Below are 17,050 nucleotides of genomic sequence, written 5' to 3'. Positions count from 1 at the left end.
TATGGGATCAAAACAAACCAAGCTCATTCGCCTGAGCATTACTTATTTTATCCTTTTCATTGCCTCCATTTGTATTCTATATCCACTGCTTTGGACAATCGGTGCTTCCTTTAATCCTGGAAACAGCCTCATGAGCACAAGTATGTTTCCGAAGAATCCAACGTTCAGCCACTTTACCGAGCTCTTCTTCGGTCAGGGAGCACTTTATGCAAAATGGTATTGGAACTCCATGAAAATCAGTATTGCGACTATGCTCTTAACGTTAATTCTTGTCAGCTTTACAGGCTATGCCTTTTCTAGGTTCCGATTCAAAGGAAGGAAAAATGGACTGATTCTCTTTTTGCTGCTGCAAATGATTCCTCAATTTTCAGCGCTAATTGCGATTTTTGTTTTGGCTCAAATGCTTGGACTGATTAACAGTCATCTTGCACTGATTTTGATTTATGCAGGTGGACAAATTCCGATGAATACGTATTTAATGAAAGGTTATCTTGATGCGATTCCGAAGGATCTCGATGAATCAGCCAGAATGGACGGCGCAGGGCATTTCCGGATTTTCATCCAAATTATTATGCCGCTTGCTAAGCCGATTTTGGCGGTTGTCGCCATCAACTCATTTACAGGACCACTGGGTGATTTCATCATCTCCAGTGTCATTGTCCGCTCACCCGAAATGTATACACTCCCGATCGGTCTGTACAATCTTGTGTCAGACAAAATGGGAGCAAGCTACACGACCTTTGCAGCCGGGGCTTTACTCATTGCGATTCCAGTCGCTTTATTGTTTCTTGTTTTACAAAAACAATTTGTATCCGGCCTCACACAAGGCGGGACAAAAGGATAAGGGGAGATTTGATGAAAAAATGGATGCTCGTCACGGTTGTCGTTTTCTTTTTGATGGGAATAGGTATTTTGCCTGAAGCAAAAGCCGATACGATTTCTGTTCAGCCGATTAATGGACTGCAAGGTGATTTCATCAAAGGAGCCGATATCTCTATGCTTGCGGAAGTAGAGAGAAGCGGCGGCAAATACTACAACCAGAACGGACAGCAGGTTGATCCGCTCAAGCTATTAAAGGATAAAGGTGTCAACTACGTGCGCATCAGACTGTGGAATCATCCATACGACAACCAAGGCCGTGCCTATAATGGTGGGACAAATGATTTAAACACAGCCATCGCTTTATCGAAACGTGCAAAAGCACAAAATATGAAAGTGCTGCTTGATTTTCACTACAGTGATTTCTGGACCGATCCTGGTAAACAGTTCAAACCGAAAGCTTGGGCATCTCTTTCACAAAGCGATTTAGAAAAAGCGGTCGGCACTTACACAGGGGATGTACTCAAAGCGATGAGAGCACAAAATGCCCTGCCAAATATGGTACAGGTCGGAAACGAATTGAATTCAGGTATGCTTTGGCCGAACGGAAAGAGTTGGGGCGAAGGCGGCGGTGAATTTGACAGGCTCGCCGCTTTGCTAAAGGCTGGCACAAATGCTGTCCACTCTGTCGATTCTAACATCAAAATCATGCTTCACCTTGCACATGGAGGGGACAATGGTGCGTCCCGCTGGTGGTTTGATGAAATCACAAAACGAGGCGTCTCATTCGATACGATCGGTCTATCTTATTACCCGTATTGGGACGGCGGATTTAGTGGTCTTACTAACAATATGAATGATATTAGCGCCCGCTATAACAAAGATGTCATCGTGGTAGAAACCGCCTACGGCTTTACAACAGCAAATGGCGACAACCTAGAGAATTCATTTAATCAAGACTCTGTAAAAACAGCCGGCTACCCGGCTTCACCTCAAGGTCAGGCATCTTTTATACGAGATCTATCAGAGAAAATTTCACAAGTGAAAAACAATCGCGGAAAAGGGTTCTTTTATTGGGAGCCGCTTTGGATTCCTGCGAAAGGTGCTCCGTGGTCAAGTCAATACGGGCTGGCTTATATCCAAACAACCGGTACGGCCGGAAATGCTTGGGAAAATCAAGCGATGTTTGATTTTAACGGAAAAGCACTGCCTTCTTTAGATGTATTTAAACAAATGACACCGTAATTAAAAGGAATAGGACGTGACAAAATGGGAAAGCGTTACCCACTCGTTCACCCAAGTGTAAACGGATTCTTGCATGGTGGCGATTATAATCCAGATCAATGGCTCCATATGCCGGAGATCATTGACGAAGATTTTCGATTAATGAAGCTTGCACACTGTCAAACATTCTCCATCAACATTTTCGCATGGAGTAAGCTAGAGCCAAAAGAAGGTCAGTATGATTTTGCATGGCTGGATGACATCATGGACCGCTTGGCAGCACAGGGGGCTCACGCCATTCTCGCAACGCCAAGCGGGGCAAGACCTGCTTGGCTGTCACAAGCATATCCAGAGGTATTGCGCGTCGAAGCGAACCGTCAGCGTAACTTACATGGACTGCGCCATAATCATTGCTTCACCTCACCAGTTTATCGAGAAAAAACGAATACACTCAACCGGCTGCTGGCTGAACGCTACAAGGATCATCCAGCACTGATCATGTGGCACATTTCGAATGAGTACGGCGGCGAATGTCATTGTGATCTTTGCCAGGAAGCATTTCGAGACTATTTGAAAGACAAGTACAATCATGACCTTGACGCTTTGAATCAAGCATGGTGGACGGGTTTTTGGAGCCACACGTATAGTGATTGGTCACAAATCGAGTCACCTGCACCGCACGGGGAGCACATGATTCACGGGATGAACCTAGACTGGAAACGCTTTGTCACAGCACAAACGATCAATTTTTATCAAAATGAAATTGAACCGCTGCGGGAATTGACGCCTCATATCCCAGTGACCACCAACTTTATGGGCGACTACCCGCATATGCGCCCATTCCTTGGGCTGGATTATCATCAATTTGCAAAAGAGGTCGACGTGATTTCATGGGATAGCTACCCTGCATGGCATAGCGGCAGGGAAACAACTGCTGAATTAGCGTCAAACGTTGCATTCGTTCACGATTTGTATCGTTCATTAAAGGACGGACAGCCATTTCTCGTTATGGAGAGTACACCGAGCCTAGTGAACTGGCATGAAGTGAATAAGGTCAAACACAAAGGAATGGCACACCTTTCTGCCCTACAGGCGATTGCCCACGGATCAGACTCCGTGCTTTACTTCCAATGGCGCCAAGGTCGAGGTGCCTCCGAGAAATTCCACGGCGCAGTTGTCGATCATTCCGGACATGAACATACACGTGTGTTTCAAGAGGTCGCTGATCTAGGAAAACAGCTGGAGCAGCTGCAGCCCATCGCGGGGACATCCGTTCAACCAGAAGTCGCCATCATATACGATTGGGAAAACCACTGGGCCATTGATGATGCGCAAGGCTTAAATAATACAAACAAACGCTATGTAGAGGCTTGTCAAACTCACTATCGAAGCTTTTGGAAAAAAGGCATCCCTGTTGACATTGTCGGCATGGAAAAGGATTTATCATCCTATCAAGTACTAGTTGGACCAATGCTCTACATGATCAAACCAGGCGTCGCAGAAAAGATTGAAGCCTTTGTCAAAGAGGGCGGCATTTTTGTAGCGACATACTGGAGCGGCGTGGTCGACGAAAATGATCTCTGCTTCCTCGGCGGTTTCCCGGGCCCTCTCCGCCATGTACTTGGCATTTGGGCAGAGGAAATCAACACATTGATGCCAGATGAACATGTGTTAATGACCACAGGTAATGGACGCACCTACCATGTCGGCCAATATTGCGAATCCATTCATCCTGAAACGGCCTCTGTGTTAGGGCATTTTGAGAATGGCTGCTACGAAGGACAGCCAGCCCTGACTGTCCATCCTTTTGGAGATGGAAAAGCATACTATATGGCTTCCGAAAATGAGCAGATTTTTTATGATGAGTTTTACGAGGATCTCATCGCAGGAATGGGTATACAGCCCGTCCTATCATCTGTGATTCCAGAGGGAGTCAGTGTACAAAAACGAACAGATGGGTCGCAAGACTATGTATTTATGATGAATTTTACAGAAGAGCAGCAGAACATATCAATAGATTCAGTGGAAAGCTATGAAAATATGCTGACTGACGAGCAGGTGGCAAACCAGCTTCAGCTTGAACCTTACGAGTACGTTATCTTGAAAAAATAATTTAAAAGAAGCGTTCATTCATTGGACGCTTCTTTTATTTCAATGATCCTAAATACCTATATAAATATATTTTTTGTATAAATGCCCTTGAAGCATCATATTTTATCTAAATTTTTTGACATGTTTGATCCCGTGCCAATACTGGTTCCACCATCCTTTTTCACCATTTTATAGGTATGAAAGCGGTTGCCTAATACTCATATTTTTGATACCCTTTTTTTCAATGCAGATATGGGACTGCATTGTCATAAAAAGAGCAAGTAAATAAATGTAAACGGTTTATTGTAGGGGGAGGGACTTATGTTAACGTTTGTTGGATTATTGATTATTTTAACGATTATTGTATTGCTGATTTGGGGGAAAGCAAGTCCAATTGTTGCCATGGTCATGGTGCCTTTAATCGGGGCATTCATCGCAGGATTTGGGATTAATGACATTCAATCCTTCTTTGAAGAAGGGATTATCAAAGTACTGCCAGTGGCGACCATGTTCATCTTCGCCATTTTATTTTTTGGCATTTTACAAGATACAGGGTTCTTTGAACCTGTAATAAAAGCGCTTATTAAACTGACAAAGGGAAATGTTGTCACGGTTGCGATGGGGACAGCTCTAATAGGTGTAATCGCTCATTTAGACGGAGCAGGAGCGACTACTTTTTTATTAACTGTACCTGCACTGCTTCCACTTTATAAAAAATTACATATGAGTCCTTACTTGTTGCTGTTATTGATCGGGACGAGTGCCGGCTTAACCAATATGGTGCCGTGGGCTGGCCCCACAGGACGGGCAGCAAGTGTGTTGAATATAGACCCATCTGAACTTTGGGTGCCGCTCATTCCCATTCAGCTCATTGGAGTCGTTCTCGTATTAGGAATGGCATTTATTTTAGGGAAAAGGGAAGAAAAACGCATTCGGGTAAAAATCGCTGCAAACGAAATCGCAGCTGTTCAATTAGAAGGCGCAGATTGGGACCGGGCTATTCAATCCATTAGCGAGACAGGTGACGCCGCTTTAAAACGTTATCACTTGATTTGGGTGAATTTCATTCTGTTTATAGCCGTAGTTGTCCTTCTTGTACTCAACGTGATTCCGGCTAGTTATATGTTTATGATTGGTCTTTCTCTAGCACTATTAATTAACTATCCGAAAGTGGATGTACAAATGGAGAGAATCAAGGCGCATGCACCTAGTGCACTGATGATGGCGGCTGTTATTTTCTCCGCAGGTTCGTTTCTAGGAATTCTCGAAGGAACGGGCATGCTAAAAGCAATTGCTGTGGACAGCATTCAGATTCTACCTGCTTTCCTGCTTCCATTCTTACATATCATTGTCGGGATGTTTGGGGTACCGCTAGATATGCTGACAAGTACAGATGCTTATTATTATGCACTTCTGCCAATTGTCGAATCGATTACATCTGAGGTTGGCGTGTCGGGCACTTCTGCGGCGTATGCCATGATGATTGGAAACATCATCGGAACCTTTGTCAGTCCACTCGCTCCAGCCGTTTGGCTTGCGATAGGTCTTGCGGGAGTCGATATGGGGAAACATATCCGATACTCCTTCTTCTGGATGTGGGGATTCAGTGTTGTCCTTCTGTTCGTGGCGTTGCTGATCGGTATCATTTAAAAAAAGAAAGACATGCGTACAACGACGCATGTCTTTTTCTTTGTATTTATGAAGGATATTCACTCGTGTGAATGTCTGTTTTCGGCTTTCTAATAAGAGACATCAATCCAATCACAAACAATAGAACCATTGGAGCGAAAGCAAGGCCGACTGTTCCAATTAAAAGAGTCACAGCAGAAACCAAGAAAAGAATACCTGAAAGCACGGCACGGCGATCTGTTTTCAAGAAAATCACACCGACAATCGATAGCACAGCCGCAATTGCGGAAACGACCATGAACTGCGTACCAAATGCATTGACAGAAGCTTGAAGCGTTTCAATTGGCAATGTTTCTCCTTCCTCTTGTAACACTTCATTGATTTCATCATAAAATGATGGACCCACGGAGAGGATTAATGCCCCAAACCCAACTCCAATGACATTGAGGACAATACTAATAATCCCCATAATTTTTTCACCTTTACGTTTAATCATGTGTAAACCTCCTAAAAAGTTAAATTAACCTGTTTTTACTTCTCGCTTTTGGAAGACGATTAAGGCAATGGCCAAGAAAATAGCCCAATAGATGACTAGGACTGTTAATGAGAATCCTAGAGACATACCTTCGATAAGAGTAACCTCTTCCATAAAATATTGAGATGGATCATTTGCAAATAACAAATATTTTGCCCAATCAAAGAAGAGCATTAAAATACCTGTAATTGATCCACCCACAATATAAGCTAACACACTAATAGCGATGGAGATAGCTTCACTTCTAAATACTGTTGAAATGGCAAACGAAAGTGTTCCCAACACGACAAACATTGCACAATGAGCAAGATAATAAAAGACCATATTTGCAAACTGCGATCGTTCAATCACTTCACCATTTTGATAGACCAAATTCACATAATCAGTGTTGAGTCCGAAGAAAATGGCACCTAATATAAATGACAAGATAAACAGCACCACAACAAGTAAAAGAGCATACAGCTGCACCGTAATATATTTAGATATTAGGATCTTTAGCCTTGATGGTGGACGAATGAGTAATAACTTAATTGTACCATGCTTATATTCTGCCGACACAATGGTGGAAGCAATAATGATCACAAACACACCTACAAGCTGAAGTAAATTGGCGTTTGTTTTCACATAATCCCATACACTGTCACTAAACTGATTAGCTGGCGGTAGGTTATGCTTAATTCGATAATCATTAATAGCTATCTCTTTTTCAAGGCTTCTTTTAAAGAAACCATTTTCTGTTTCTTTGAGTTCCTTCTTGTTCTCAGTATTCATCATTTCTAGTTGGTTTTTCCAAGCTCCGGACGATTGATCTTCGTCATTTGTTTTCACTGCAAAGATCAATGTGGCAATCATACCTAAAACAAGAAGCCCAACCATAATCCAAGTACCTACACGATAACTGATCTTCATCCACTCGTTTTGAATGAGGCGAATCATACGTCTGCCTCCTTTTTACCTGTTAAGCTTAAGAACTTATCTTCTAGGGTTTGTTTTTCTATCTTGATTTCGTACAAATGAATGGACGCGCCGCTCAAATGACGAATCAATTCCGGCATTTTCTCTTCTGGCAAGGAGAAGAATAAATACTGCTCCTCTTCTCTTACAGTTGTGCCTTCCTCAAATGCACTAATGAGCTTCTTCGCTTCTTCCAGCTCACCGGATGCGACCTTCATTCGATAATTGACCAATTCGTCTTGATTCGTCTCTGCACGCTGATCCTCAATCGCAATCAGCTTTCCTTTTTGGATAATCGCAAAACGATCACACATCAATTCCATTTCTGACATGAGGTGACTTGAAACAATAACAGCCAGCCCTTCTTCCTTAGCAAGCCTTCTCAAGTAATCTCGTATCATCCGAATTCCCTCTGGATCAAGTCCATTGGTCGGCTCATCTAATATCAGCAGTTTCGGTCTATGTATGAGTGCTTGCGCAATGCCTAAACGCTGCTTCATTCCTAATGAAAACGTTCGGACACGCTTATGTTTCACGTGCTGTAAGCTGACCAGCTCTAGCAGCTCATCAATTCGACCTTCATCCACTTTTCCATTCATTCTGGCAAAATGAACAAGGTTTTGTCTTGCCGTTAAATGATTATACATTTCTGGGTTTTCAATAATCGCACCTACATCTTGGATCGCCTGCTGATATGAGGTTTGAATACTATGACCATTAATCAGAATGTCGCCAGATGTAATAGGAGAAAGACCGACCATCATGCGAATGGTTGTCGTTTTTCCTGCGCCATTCGGCCCTAAAAAGCCAAAGACTTCGCCCGCTTGGACAGAAAAGCTCAAGTCTTGAACGATCTTTTTCCCATGAATATGTCTAGATACATTATGCAGTTCTAAAACGTTCGTCACGTTACCTCTCCTTCTTGTCTAAGTATCATCTATCATCTATTTCCTGATAAACACCATGATCCGTCAAAAATAGAAGAACACTTCCATATGGTACAGCAATGCCCAAAAGTTGTGAAGGGGATTAGGCAAAATTTAGAGAATCCTCTGCCTTTTTTAAGGTAGGGTTAAGAAAACAGCAATTTTTTATGTGAAAAGAGGCTTGATTTTTTAAAAAAATGAACCTTTTTCAACAGGTATATATGTATGGAATTATGTTTAAGATTATTCCTTTCACCTATAAATAAAGAAATGAAAAAGAGGCCTCTTACTGACAGCCTCCTTTCGTTATTATATCTTTTTCACAAACTCTGATTTTAACTTCATTGCGCCAAAGCTAGGAATTTTACAATCAATGTTATGATCGCCTTCAACTAAACGAATACCTTTGACCTTCGTCCCTATTTTTAAAACGGAAGAAGAACCTTTTACTTTTAAATCTTTAATAACAGAGACCGTGTCCCCATCACTTAACAGATTTCCATTCGCATCTTTGACAACAAGCTGTTCCTCTACGGCTTGTTCTGTTTCAAGCGACCATTCATGTGCACATTCAGGACAAATCAGCAGGCTGCCGTCCTCGTAAGTATAAGGTGAACTGCATGTAGGACAATTCGGTAGATTAGACATTTCTGTTTCCTCCAACTATCTATTTTATTCATACAATTTTACCACATTTCTATAGAAAGGATTGTGATAGAAAAGGGAACATTTTTCAACGTTTACTTATTTCTTCCAACTGATATGGCAGCCGCAATATTCCGAGCGGCTCTCTCTACATGAAGAGCACCATCTCTCATCGCCTCAGAAAGAGAAGTCACACCTGGAACGATACTAAACAGTGCATCAATTCCATGCTCATGTACGACTGCACTGTCTTTTGAGAGGGAGCCCGCAATACCAATCACAGGCAGGTGATACTGCTTTGCTGCTTTGGCTACACCAATTGGCGTTTTTCCATAAATGGTCTGCTGGTCAATCCGGCCCTCCCCAGTAATGACAAGGTCAGCCTCCTTGATGACATCATCAAAATCAACAGCCTTCAGCACAATATCAATTCCTCTTTGCAAATCTGCGTGTAAAAAGCCTAATAAACTCGCACCAAGTCCTCCTGCCGCTCCTGCCCCTGCTGCATCTTCAAAGGATACATTGAACTGCTTTTTCGCTATTTGAGCAAAATGGGCTAAGTTCTTGTCTAACACTTGAACCTTATGTTCATCTGCACCTTTTTGAGGTCCGAATACAGCAGACGCTCCTCTCTCACCTGTTAAAGGATTATCCACATCACAGGCTGCCTCCAGCCGAACGGATTGTAGTCTTGGGTCAAGTCCAGATAGATCAATGGAAGCTAATTGATGAAGGGCTCCACCGCCTGGCGACAGCTCCTGTCCTGCTTGATCAAGAAAAGCCGCACCTAATCCTTGCATCATCCCAACGCCGCCATCATTTGTTGCACTTCCACCAAGCCCAATGATGACATGCTTTGCTCCTTGATCCAGTGCCGCAAGCATTAATTCCCCTGTTCCTCTCGATGTCGTGAGTAGCGGATTGCGTTTTTCTTGGGGAACAAGGTGTAACCCAGAGGCTGCGGCCATCTCTATGACGGCCGTCTCACCGTCTCCTAACATACCAAAAAAGGCATCGACGGGTTCACCAAGCGGGCCTGTAACCACTTGATTGACAATATGCCCGCCCGTCGCATCAACTAGCGATTGAACAGTTCCCTCTCCGCCATCTGCCATGGGAAGTTTGATATATTCAGCATTTGGCAAAATCGTACGAAAGCCTCGTTCAATGGCACAGGCTGTCTCATATGCAGATAAACTTTCTTTAAATGAATCTGGTGCGATCACAATTTTCATCCTAAAGCCCCTCGTTTCTTATCAAATGTCCTCAGCCAAACAGCTGGAAAACGCCGAAAATGATGGTCGATACGACGGTTAATGTCAAACCAATTAACGATTCAAAAGGCATGAGTTTCAACCGCTCTTTGATGTCCATTTGAACACTTCCTGCTGTTGCATGGAAAAAGCTCCCGTGCGGCATATGATCAAGCACAGTTGCGCCAGCATGAATCATGGCTGCTCCTGAAAGAGCAGATACACCAAGCCCAATTAGTGTACCGCTAAATACGCCACTCGCTACCGCTGTTCCTGCTGTTGTCGAAGCGGTGGCGGCTGACATAAATATCCCTGAAGCTGGTGCAAGTAAGTATGGAGGTAATCCCGATGAGTCAAGTGCTTGAATAAACACATTTTTTAAGGAAGAGTTCGATACAATTCCTGCTAGTGTGCCTGTCCCTAATAACATAATCGCTACACCCGACATTTTATGAAGCCCCGACATCGCATAATCATTGAGAAACTTCCCTTTTTTCATGAAAAGAGCGCCTACAATGCCTCCGATCGGTAAGGCAATCATTGGGTCTATATTGATTTGAAAAAGCGGTCTTAAAGCCAACAATAAAATGGTGACAAGCGGACCGATCACCGCTGGTAAAAAGGCAGGTACTTTAACCTTGCTTTGATTAACTTCTTCTTCAAGTACAGGCGCTCCTTTCTTCGCCAGCTTTTTGGCTAACACATATGTAACAGCCAATCCAAACACAGCCGGAATGACACCCGCAGCCATCATTGAAGTAAGCGGTACACCAAAAGCATCAGAAGCGGCAATGGCATTTGGATTCGGTGACATGATATTCCCTGCCTTCCCGCCTCCAATCATGGCAAGTAAAATCCCCATTTTTGACAGCTTTGCCCGTTTGGCAATGGCAAGTGCGATGGGCGCTACCGTGATAACGGCTACATCTACAAAAACGCCCACTGTTGTTAAAAGCATGGTTGCCAGTGCGAGTGCTAATAACGCCCTCGCCTCTCCAAGCTTCTTCACGATAGCCTCGGCGATAGATAAAGCTGCACCCGACTCAATTAAAACGCCAGCCAGTACACCTGCCGCCATAATTCTGAGGACAGCTGGAATCATATCCTTAGCGCCTTCCATCATGACGTTAACAGTCTGAACAATATCTACACCGCCTACCAAGCCGCCTATGAAGGCACCTGCTAGCATGCCATATGCAGGTGATACTTTTTTTAGAATAAGAACAATCGCAATCACAAGCGCCGTCATGGCTCCTAGTGTACTTACTGTCACATCTCCACTCATCCTCGATCCCCCCAAAATGTCTTTCTTTAATTGTAAGCGTTTACTAATGGGAATCGGGTTGTGAATCTAGATGAACTTTTTTAATTTATCTCTTCAATCCATTGTGCATTTGCACAATCAAGATAGTTGACTCATCAACTGCGCCATATAAAGCTCCATCAACTGTTTCACATGACGAGGATCTTTTCCGGTCAAAGTTTGAATTTTATCTAAACGATATCGCAATGTATTCCGGTGAATAAATAACCGATCAACAATTCTTTGTAAATCACCGCCCTCTTCAATGTAAACCCTTAATGTATGGACGAGCTCCGCTTCCTGTGTTAATGGCTTGTAAAAGTCAGTCCATCTCCTGTTTTCTTCAGCAGCTCCTGCTGTCACGAATAAGCTTTCCAGCTGATAAGATTCAAAAAAATAAATGCTCTCCTCAGGATCAAGAGTTTTCCCCAACCTTAACGCATCTCTTGCATGTTCAAAAGACAATGACAGCCAGCTTATGTCGTCGGCGACAGTCCCTATCCCCACCAGCACCTGACCTCCTACTGCTTTTTCCATTGTTCTTTGCAGCCGCCTTGTCACATGCTTCAAACGTTGATCAGGTATCGGCTGCCTTAAAAGAACCAATTCATGACGAAAGGTCATGCCAAGCAAATCATCCGCATTCTTATCGTATTGAATCGCATGCATCATTTTATGCACAGCGTCCTCTGAGGATGGAACTGGCTGAAAAACGATGACCATTCGGCGCATATCTAAATCCATTCCCAGCCATGCAGTTCGGTTCTTTAGCTGAAGATCACCAACGTCCGAATCAGAAATTAACTGATTGACAATTTCACTCTCTATTCGTTGCCGCCATTGAACCCGTTCAAGCAGAAAAGACTGCTCTAACACAAGCTCAGCTGCCATTCTCACCAACTCGGCATGATGCCGAATGTCCTCTGGCTCACCAGTAATGCCAATTACACCAACTACTTGTTCACGAAAGCAAATGGGCAAATTGATTCCCGGTCTCACTCCTTCTAAGCGTATGGACGCCTTCTGGTCAATTTCCACACTGTCCCCGCTTGTCAGCACAAGTCGTGCACCATCATGTTTCTGACCAATCCTGTTTCGTTCACCAGAACCAATAATGACACCATCTGCATTCATCACATTGATATTTTTATCTAAAATACGCATCGTACGTTCAACCATTTCTTGTGCCAATTCAGTGGTTAAAAATTGCATGAGGCATCTCTCCTGAAGATGTTTTCATTCAATGTATCATAGTGTTATTGCACAATAAATACAAAGTGTTTAAAAATGAGGCATTGACAAAGGTACATTGAAAAGTGTTTAATCAAATCAAGAGACCGACCGACAGTCTAGTCAAAAGAAAGGATGGCTTTATGAGAACCGTTAAACATCCTGAAGAACGTAAAAATGACATCTTAAACGCAGCAGAAGAGCTTTTTTCTACCAAAGGCTATCAGCAAACAACGATTATCGACATTCTGAAAGCTGTTGGCATTGCAAAAGGCACTTTTTATTATTACTTTTCATCCAAAGAAGAAGTGATGGATGCCATTATTGACAGGATTATCAAAGCAGATATCATCGTGGCGAAGCGTATTGCGGCTGAGCCAGACCTTCCAGTCGTCGACAAACTATTTCGTATCATCATGGCACAATCGCCTCAGCAAGGAAGCAATAAACAGGGGATGATTGAACAATTCCATCAGCCTTCTAATGCGGAGATGCACCAAAAAAGCTTAATCAAAGCGATTAAAGAACTATCACCCGTATTGGCAGACGTCATTCAGCAAGGGGTGGAAGAAGGGACATTCAAAACAAAGTACCCGCAAGAAACGGTTGAATTCCTTCTTGCTTCTGCACAGGTCATATTTGATGAGGCCCTTTTTCAATGGACAGCCGAAGAAAGTATACAGCGCGCTTTAGCTTTTATCGATATCCTCGAATCCTCATTACATGCAGAAAAAGGGAGCTTCTCCTTTCTTCTAAAGCGATTAACTGGAGAGCTGGATGAAAAGAATCAGTGATTGGTCACTTCAATACCAATCCTGCATACATTATAGACTGACGGTCGGTCTAAAAGGAGAGTGATACCCATGTCTTTATTATCCAAAAGAGGTTCATTCCACTTTATGTACCTCGTGCTCGGACAAATTATTTCCGTTTTTGGGTCTTCCTTAATTCGGTTTGTTCTATCTTTACACGTGCTGGATATGACCCAGCGTGTTGACTTATATGCCTTACTATTCGCTTTATCCAACGTCCCGCTCCTTCTTTCCCCCTTAGCAGGCGCAATCGCTGACCGATTTAACAGAAGGAACTTGATGATTTTATTTGATGTTCTCACTGGCATCATGATTCTGGCTTTTTATTTTTGGTTATTCTCAGGAAATGATTCACTCTATATGATCGGAGCGGTCATGGTGCTTCTTGGTGTGATGAGTACGTTCTATGCTCCTGCTGTGATGTCCAGCATTCCACAGTTAGTAAAACAGGAACAATTAGAACAAGCAAACGGAATCGTCAATGGCGTGCAGGCACTTTCAGGTGTTCTCGCTCCTATTATCGGCGGGGTTCTGTACGGACTGATTGGAAGTCAATCCATCATAGGTGCCAGTGCCATCGTGTTTTTTCTATCAGCATGCATGCTTTTACGGTTAAACATATCCTTCTCACCTACCCCGCTAACGGAAAATATGGGCAAAGTGCTCGTAAAAGATATGAAACAAGGATTTTCCTATATTGGCAGTCAGCCATTTTTAAAAAGAGCCATGCTGCTTGCTGCAATGTTAAATTTCATCCTCACGCCATTTTTTATCGTGGGTAGTCCAATCATTTTAAGGGTCACAATGAAAAGCAGTGACATCATGTATGGAATAGGCATGGGCTTGATTGAGTTCGCTGTGATCGCAGGGGCTCTGCTAGTTGGACTTGTAGCGAAGCATTGGCGCATCCCTACTTTATATCGCTGGTTGCTAGTTATCGCAATCATCTTGCTACCTGTCGCATTCTCAACATCCAACACAGCTCTTCAATTTGGCACTTATCCAGCTTATTTTCTCTTTCTAGCAGGATGTCTTCCAATTGCTATGCTACTTACAATGATCTCAATCGTTGTAATTTCACATGTTCAAAAGAAAACGCCAAATAGTCAATTAGGAAAAGTGATGGCAAACCTGACAATGGTTTCTCAATGTGCTGCCCCGCTTGGTCAAATGATGTATGGGTTCTTGTTCAACACGTTTTCAGCCAACATGTATGTGACGGTGCTAATAGTCAGTACTTCCATGTTTGCCCTTGCCTACTTAACAAAAAATATGCTTCAACATGAAGGAGAATCAGCCTCATGAGATTGACGTTTATAAAGAAAGACTTAACCCGCCACCGTCTCATTTCCATCGGTTTAACCATTTGTATTATGATGACATCATTTCTCGCAACAAGCGCCGCTCAAATGACAGTACAGCTGAATGGTTCCATTTCTAATCTGCTCCATTCAGCCAAGGCACCAGACTTTGTCCAAATGCATGACGGCAACCTAAATAAAAGAGACATTGAAGCATTTTCAAGCAAGCAGTCCATGGTAAAAGCACATCAAATCGTCCCAATGATTCCAATTGAACATGCATACATCAAATTCGGAAATGAACCCGCCAAAGCAGGTGTGATGGATCATTTATTTGTGAAACAAAATCGTCATTTTGATCTTCTTTTAAATGAACAAAATGAAAAGCTCTCTGTCAATAAAGGTGAAGTGGCTGTCCCTATCTATTTTCAACAAAAGTATCATCTCAAAATAGGTGAAGCGTTACTGATTGGGAAAGGGGCTAATCAATTCTCATTCCGCATCAAAACGTTCTTGCGAGATGCACAAATGAACCCCAGTCTTGTTAGTTCGAAAAGATTCCTTCTTCATCACAAGGATTGGGACGCAATGAATCAAGTATTTCATAAAAAGGAATATTTAATTGAATTTTTACTGCATGATGCCGCGCAGGCAGATGCCTTTCAAGCAATCTACCAGTCATCACAGCTTCCACAACAAGGTCCAGCTGTCACATTACCTTTGCTCCGTATGCTGAATGCATTGACAGATGGAATGGTGATCGCCATTCTCCTGCTTGTTTGCATGCTGCTCATCGGTATAGCCCTTCTCTCTCTATATCTTGCTATGACAGCTTCTATAGAAGAGGACGAACGTGAAATTGGAATACTGAAGGTGCTTGGGATTCCTTTAACAAGAATCAAGCAATTATACGTTGGAAAGTATGCCGTGCTTGCTTGTGTAGGGTGTATAGCAGGATATGGGTTAACGCTTATATTTGGTGATATGTTTACAGCCAATATTCAGCGATACATGGGGAATCAGCCTTCTTTTACTTCTTGGTTCATCCCGCTTTGTGTTTCTATTGTGTTGGCAATGATCGTCATTTCTTGCAGCTATGCTGTCCTAAGAAAGTTTGGTCGAGTATCAGCCGCTCACGCACTTCAAGGCGGCGTCATTTCAACGAATTATAAAAAACAAATACCCCTACATCTCAAGAAAAACAGGTTCATACCGGTCAATATTTGGCTTGGTTTAAAAGATCTGTTATCACGAAAGAAGTTGTACACAACAATTACTTGTATTATCGCTCTTTGTACATTTTTGATGCTGCTGCCTATTCAGCTATGGTACACCTTACAATCGCCGGATTTCATCACATATCTTGGCTCTGGTCAAAGTGACCTTCGAATTGATATACGACAAGGAAATCATCTAGAGGAAAATACAAATGAAATAGAATTAATGATTCGTGAAGATCCGGACATTCATGCATCAGCCATATATGAAACAACTTCTCTTCAGGCAAAATCAAAGGAGAATACATTAGAAACACTCTATTTAGAAACAGGTAATCTCTCAGCATTTCCACTCACCTATTTACAAGGGCGACAGCCTTTAAAGAATAAAGAAATTTCCTTATCAGTGCTCAGTTCAGACTCACTCCAGAAAAAGGTAGGAGAAAAAATTACTCTCGTAACAAACGGGCATGAAATTCAGAAAACAGTGACTGGCATTTATCAGGATGTCACCAATGGCGGCAAAACAGCAAAAGCAATATCACAGCCATTTTCTCAATCAGCCCTTTGGAAAACCATTCAAATCAAACTAAAACAAGGAGTAGAAATTGCAGAGAAAAAGACAGTATTTGAAAAAGGAATATCTCCTGCAAAAGTGACAGATATGAAAGAATACGTTCAACAAACAATCGGCAGCACAGCGTCTTTAGTAAAAGTCGTTGCATTTTTGTCTACATTAGCTGCTTTTGGAACCGCCAGTTTAACGCTATTCATGTTTCTGCACATGTTAAAAGCGAAAGATTCAAGTCGAAACCACATGTTAAGAACGATTGGATTTTCTAAAAAAGATGTAACAGCACAATATATCACAAGTTTTATCGTCGTTACCTCTTTTGGCGCCTTTATTGGTACGATCGCTGTCCATACGATTGGACCAGCTTTGATGAGTATAGGTGGAGCATCCTTAGGGGCATCAAGCCTGCAGTGGCTGGCACCACAATGGGTGTCAGTTGTTTACCCCATCACACTGTTGATTGTCAGCTTAGCTTTAACTGCTTCGTTATTGAAGACGTTTTTTTCTAGTCAAAATACACGTCATACACTTTCATAA

14 protein-coding genes are annotated in these 17,050 nt (G+C 42.6%); 7 read left to right on the top strand and 7 right to left on the bottom strand.

Features of this window, described 5'->3' with window-relative positions:
* Position 1 precedes the first annotated feature (1 nt).
* The 4 genes from C6W21_RS10540 to C6W21_RS10525 all read left to right on the top strand — a co-directional run bounded on the left by C6W21_RS10540 (position 2) and on the right by C6W21_RS10525 (position 5,784).
* On the top strand, positions 2-844 hold the full coding sequence (locus C6W21_RS10540) for a sugar ABC transporter permease (RefSeq protein WP_106050335.1): 843 nt from the start codon (positions 2-4) through the stop codon (positions 842-844).
* 11 nt (positions 845-855) lie between these two features.
* A complete protein-coding gene (locus tag C6W21_RS10535) occupies positions 856-2,064 on the top strand; it encodes a glycoside hydrolase family 53 protein (RefSeq protein WP_106050334.1) in 1,209 nt (402 codons plus the stop codon).
* Between the two features lie 24 nt (positions 2,065-2,088).
* Positions 2,089-4,155 (top strand): beta-galactosidase, encoded by a 2,067-nt coding sequence (locus C6W21_RS10530; protein WP_106050333.1) that lies wholly within the window; start codon positions 2,089-2,091, stop codon positions 4,153-4,155.
* A 300-nt stretch (positions 4,156-4,455) separates the two neighbouring features.
* On the top strand, positions 4,456-5,784 hold the full coding sequence (locus tag C6W21_RS10525; RefSeq protein WP_106050332.1) for a CitMHS family transporter: 1,329 nt from the start codon (positions 4,456-4,458) through the stop codon (positions 5,782-5,784).
* Positions 5,785-5,830: 46 nt separating this feature from the next.
* Here the strand turns inward: C6W21_RS10525 and C6W21_RS10520 are convergent, their stop codons facing one another.
* The 7 genes from C6W21_RS10520 to C6W21_RS10490 all read right to left on the bottom strand — a co-directional run bounded on the left by C6W21_RS10520 (position 5,831) and on the right by C6W21_RS10490 (position 12,591).
* Positions 5,831-6,259: a DUF4064 domain-containing protein gene (locus tag C6W21_RS10520; protein WP_106050331.1), complete on the bottom strand. Its 429-nt coding sequence runs from the start codon at positions 6,257-6,259 to the stop codon at positions 5,831-5,833.
* A gap of 24 nt (positions 6,260-6,283) precedes the next feature.
* Positions 6,284-7,234, bottom strand: a complete 951-nt coding sequence (locus C6W21_RS10515; RefSeq protein WP_106050330.1) for an ABC transporter permease — start codon at positions 7,232-7,234, stop codon at positions 6,284-6,286.
* The gene (locus C6W21_RS10510) at positions 7,231-8,160 is read right to left on the bottom strand and encodes an ABC transporter ATP-binding protein (protein WP_106050329.1); all 930 of its coding nucleotides are present in this window, start codon (positions 8,158-8,160) and stop codon (positions 7,231-7,233) included. Before C6W21_RS10510 ends, C6W21_RS10515 begins: the two co-directional genes overlap by 4 nt.
* A gap of 327 nt (positions 8,161-8,487) precedes the next feature.
* Complete coding sequence (locus tag C6W21_RS10505; protein ID WP_106050328.1) at positions 8,488-8,826, bottom strand: zinc ribbon domain-containing protein YjdM; 339 nt, start codon at positions 8,824-8,826, stop codon at positions 8,488-8,490.
* 92 nt (positions 8,827-8,918) lie between these two features.
* Positions 8,919-10,058: a glycerate kinase gene (locus C6W21_RS10500; RefSeq protein WP_106050327.1), complete on the bottom strand. Its 1,140-nt coding sequence runs from the start codon at positions 10,056-10,058 to the stop codon at positions 8,919-8,921.
* Positions 10,059-10,089: 31 nt separating this feature from the next.
* A complete protein-coding gene (locus tag C6W21_RS10495) occupies positions 10,090-11,361 on the bottom strand; it encodes a GntP family permease (RefSeq protein ID WP_106050326.1) in 1,272 nt (423 codons plus the stop codon).
* A gap of 117 nt (positions 11,362-11,478) precedes the next feature.
* Complete coding sequence (locus tag C6W21_RS10490; RefSeq protein ID WP_106050325.1) at positions 11,479-12,591, bottom strand: CdaR family transcriptional regulator; 1,113 nt, start codon at positions 12,589-12,591, stop codon at positions 11,479-11,481.
* Between the two features lie 161 nt (positions 12,592-12,752).
* Here C6W21_RS10490 and C6W21_RS10485 point away from each other — a divergent pair, with 161 nt between their 5' ends.
* The 3 genes from C6W21_RS10485 to C6W21_RS10475 all read left to right on the top strand — a co-directional run bounded on the left by C6W21_RS10485 (position 12,753) and on the right by C6W21_RS10475 (position 17,050).
* Positions 12,753-13,403 (top strand): TetR/AcrR family transcriptional regulator, encoded by a 651-nt coding sequence (locus tag C6W21_RS10485; RefSeq protein ID WP_106050324.1) that lies wholly within the window; start codon positions 12,753-12,755, stop codon positions 13,401-13,403.
* Positions 13,404-13,472: 69 nt separating this feature from the next.
* Positions 13,473-14,726 carry an MFS transporter gene (locus C6W21_RS10480; RefSeq protein WP_106050323.1) on the top strand — a complete coding sequence of 418 codons (1,254 nt, stop codon included), beginning with the start codon at positions 13,473-13,475 and terminating at the stop codon, positions 14,724-14,726.
* The gene (locus C6W21_RS10475; protein WP_106050322.1) at positions 14,723-17,050 is read left to right on the top strand and encodes an ABC transporter permease; all 2,328 of its coding nucleotides are present in this window, start codon (positions 14,723-14,725) and stop codon (positions 17,048-17,050) included. Before C6W21_RS10480 ends, C6W21_RS10475 begins: the two co-directional genes overlap by 4 nt.

Source organism: Bacillus sp. NMCN1, from assembly GCF_002998085.1.
Classification (GTDB): domain Bacteria; phylum Bacillota; class Bacilli; order Bacillales; family Bacillaceae; genus Bacillus.
The sequence above is the reverse complement of the archived record's forward strand: the minus strand, read 5'-3'. Positions and strand labels throughout refer to the sequence as shown.

Bases quoted from the DNA above. Each gene is read 5' to 3' on its own strand.
- C6W21_RS10535 (WP_106050334.1), top strand. From the start codon at position 856: ATGAAAAAATGGATGCTCGTCACGGTTGTCGTTTTCTTTTTGATGGGA.
- C6W21_RS10490 (WP_106050325.1), bottom strand. From the start codon at position 12,591: ATGCAATTTTTAACCACTGAATTGGCACAAGAAATGGTTGAACGTACG.
- C6W21_RS10505 (WP_106050328.1), bottom strand. From the start codon at position 8,826: ATGTCTAATCTACCGAATTGTCCTACATGCAGTTCACCTTATACTTAC.
- C6W21_RS10540 (WP_106050335.1), top strand. From the start codon at position 2: ATGGGATCAAAACAAACCAAGCTCATTCGCCTGAGCATTACTTATTTT.
- C6W21_RS10475 (WP_106050322.1), top strand. From the start codon at position 14,723: ATGAGATTGACGTTTATAAAGAAAGACTTAACCCGCCACCGTCTCATT.
- C6W21_RS10495 (WP_106050326.1), bottom strand. From the start codon at position 11,361: ATGAGTGGAGATGTGACAGTAAGTACACTAGGAGCCATGACGGCGCTT.
- C6W21_RS10485 (WP_106050324.1), top strand. From the start codon at position 12,753: ATGAGAACCGTTAAACATCCTGAAGAACGTAAAAATGACATCTTAAAC.
- C6W21_RS10515 (WP_106050330.1), bottom strand. From the start codon at position 7,234: ATGATTCGCCTCATTCAAAACGAGTGGATGAAGATCAGTTATCGTGTA.
- C6W21_RS10520 (WP_106050331.1), bottom strand. From the start codon at position 6,259: ATGATTAAACGTAAAGGTGAAAAAATTATGGGGATTATTAGTATTGTC.
- C6W21_RS10525 (WP_106050332.1), top strand. From the start codon at position 4,456: ATGTTAACGTTTGTTGGATTATTGATTATTTTAACGATTATTGTATTG.
- C6W21_RS10530 (WP_106050333.1), top strand. From the start codon at position 2,089: ATGGGAAAGCGTTACCCACTCGTTCACCCAAGTGTAAACGGATTCTTG.
- C6W21_RS10500 (WP_106050327.1), bottom strand. From the start codon at position 10,058: ATGAAAATTGTGATCGCACCAGATTCATTTAAAGAAAGTTTATCTGCA.
- C6W21_RS10480 (WP_106050323.1), top strand. From the start codon at position 13,473: ATGTCTTTATTATCCAAAAGAGGTTCATTCCACTTTATGTACCTCGTG.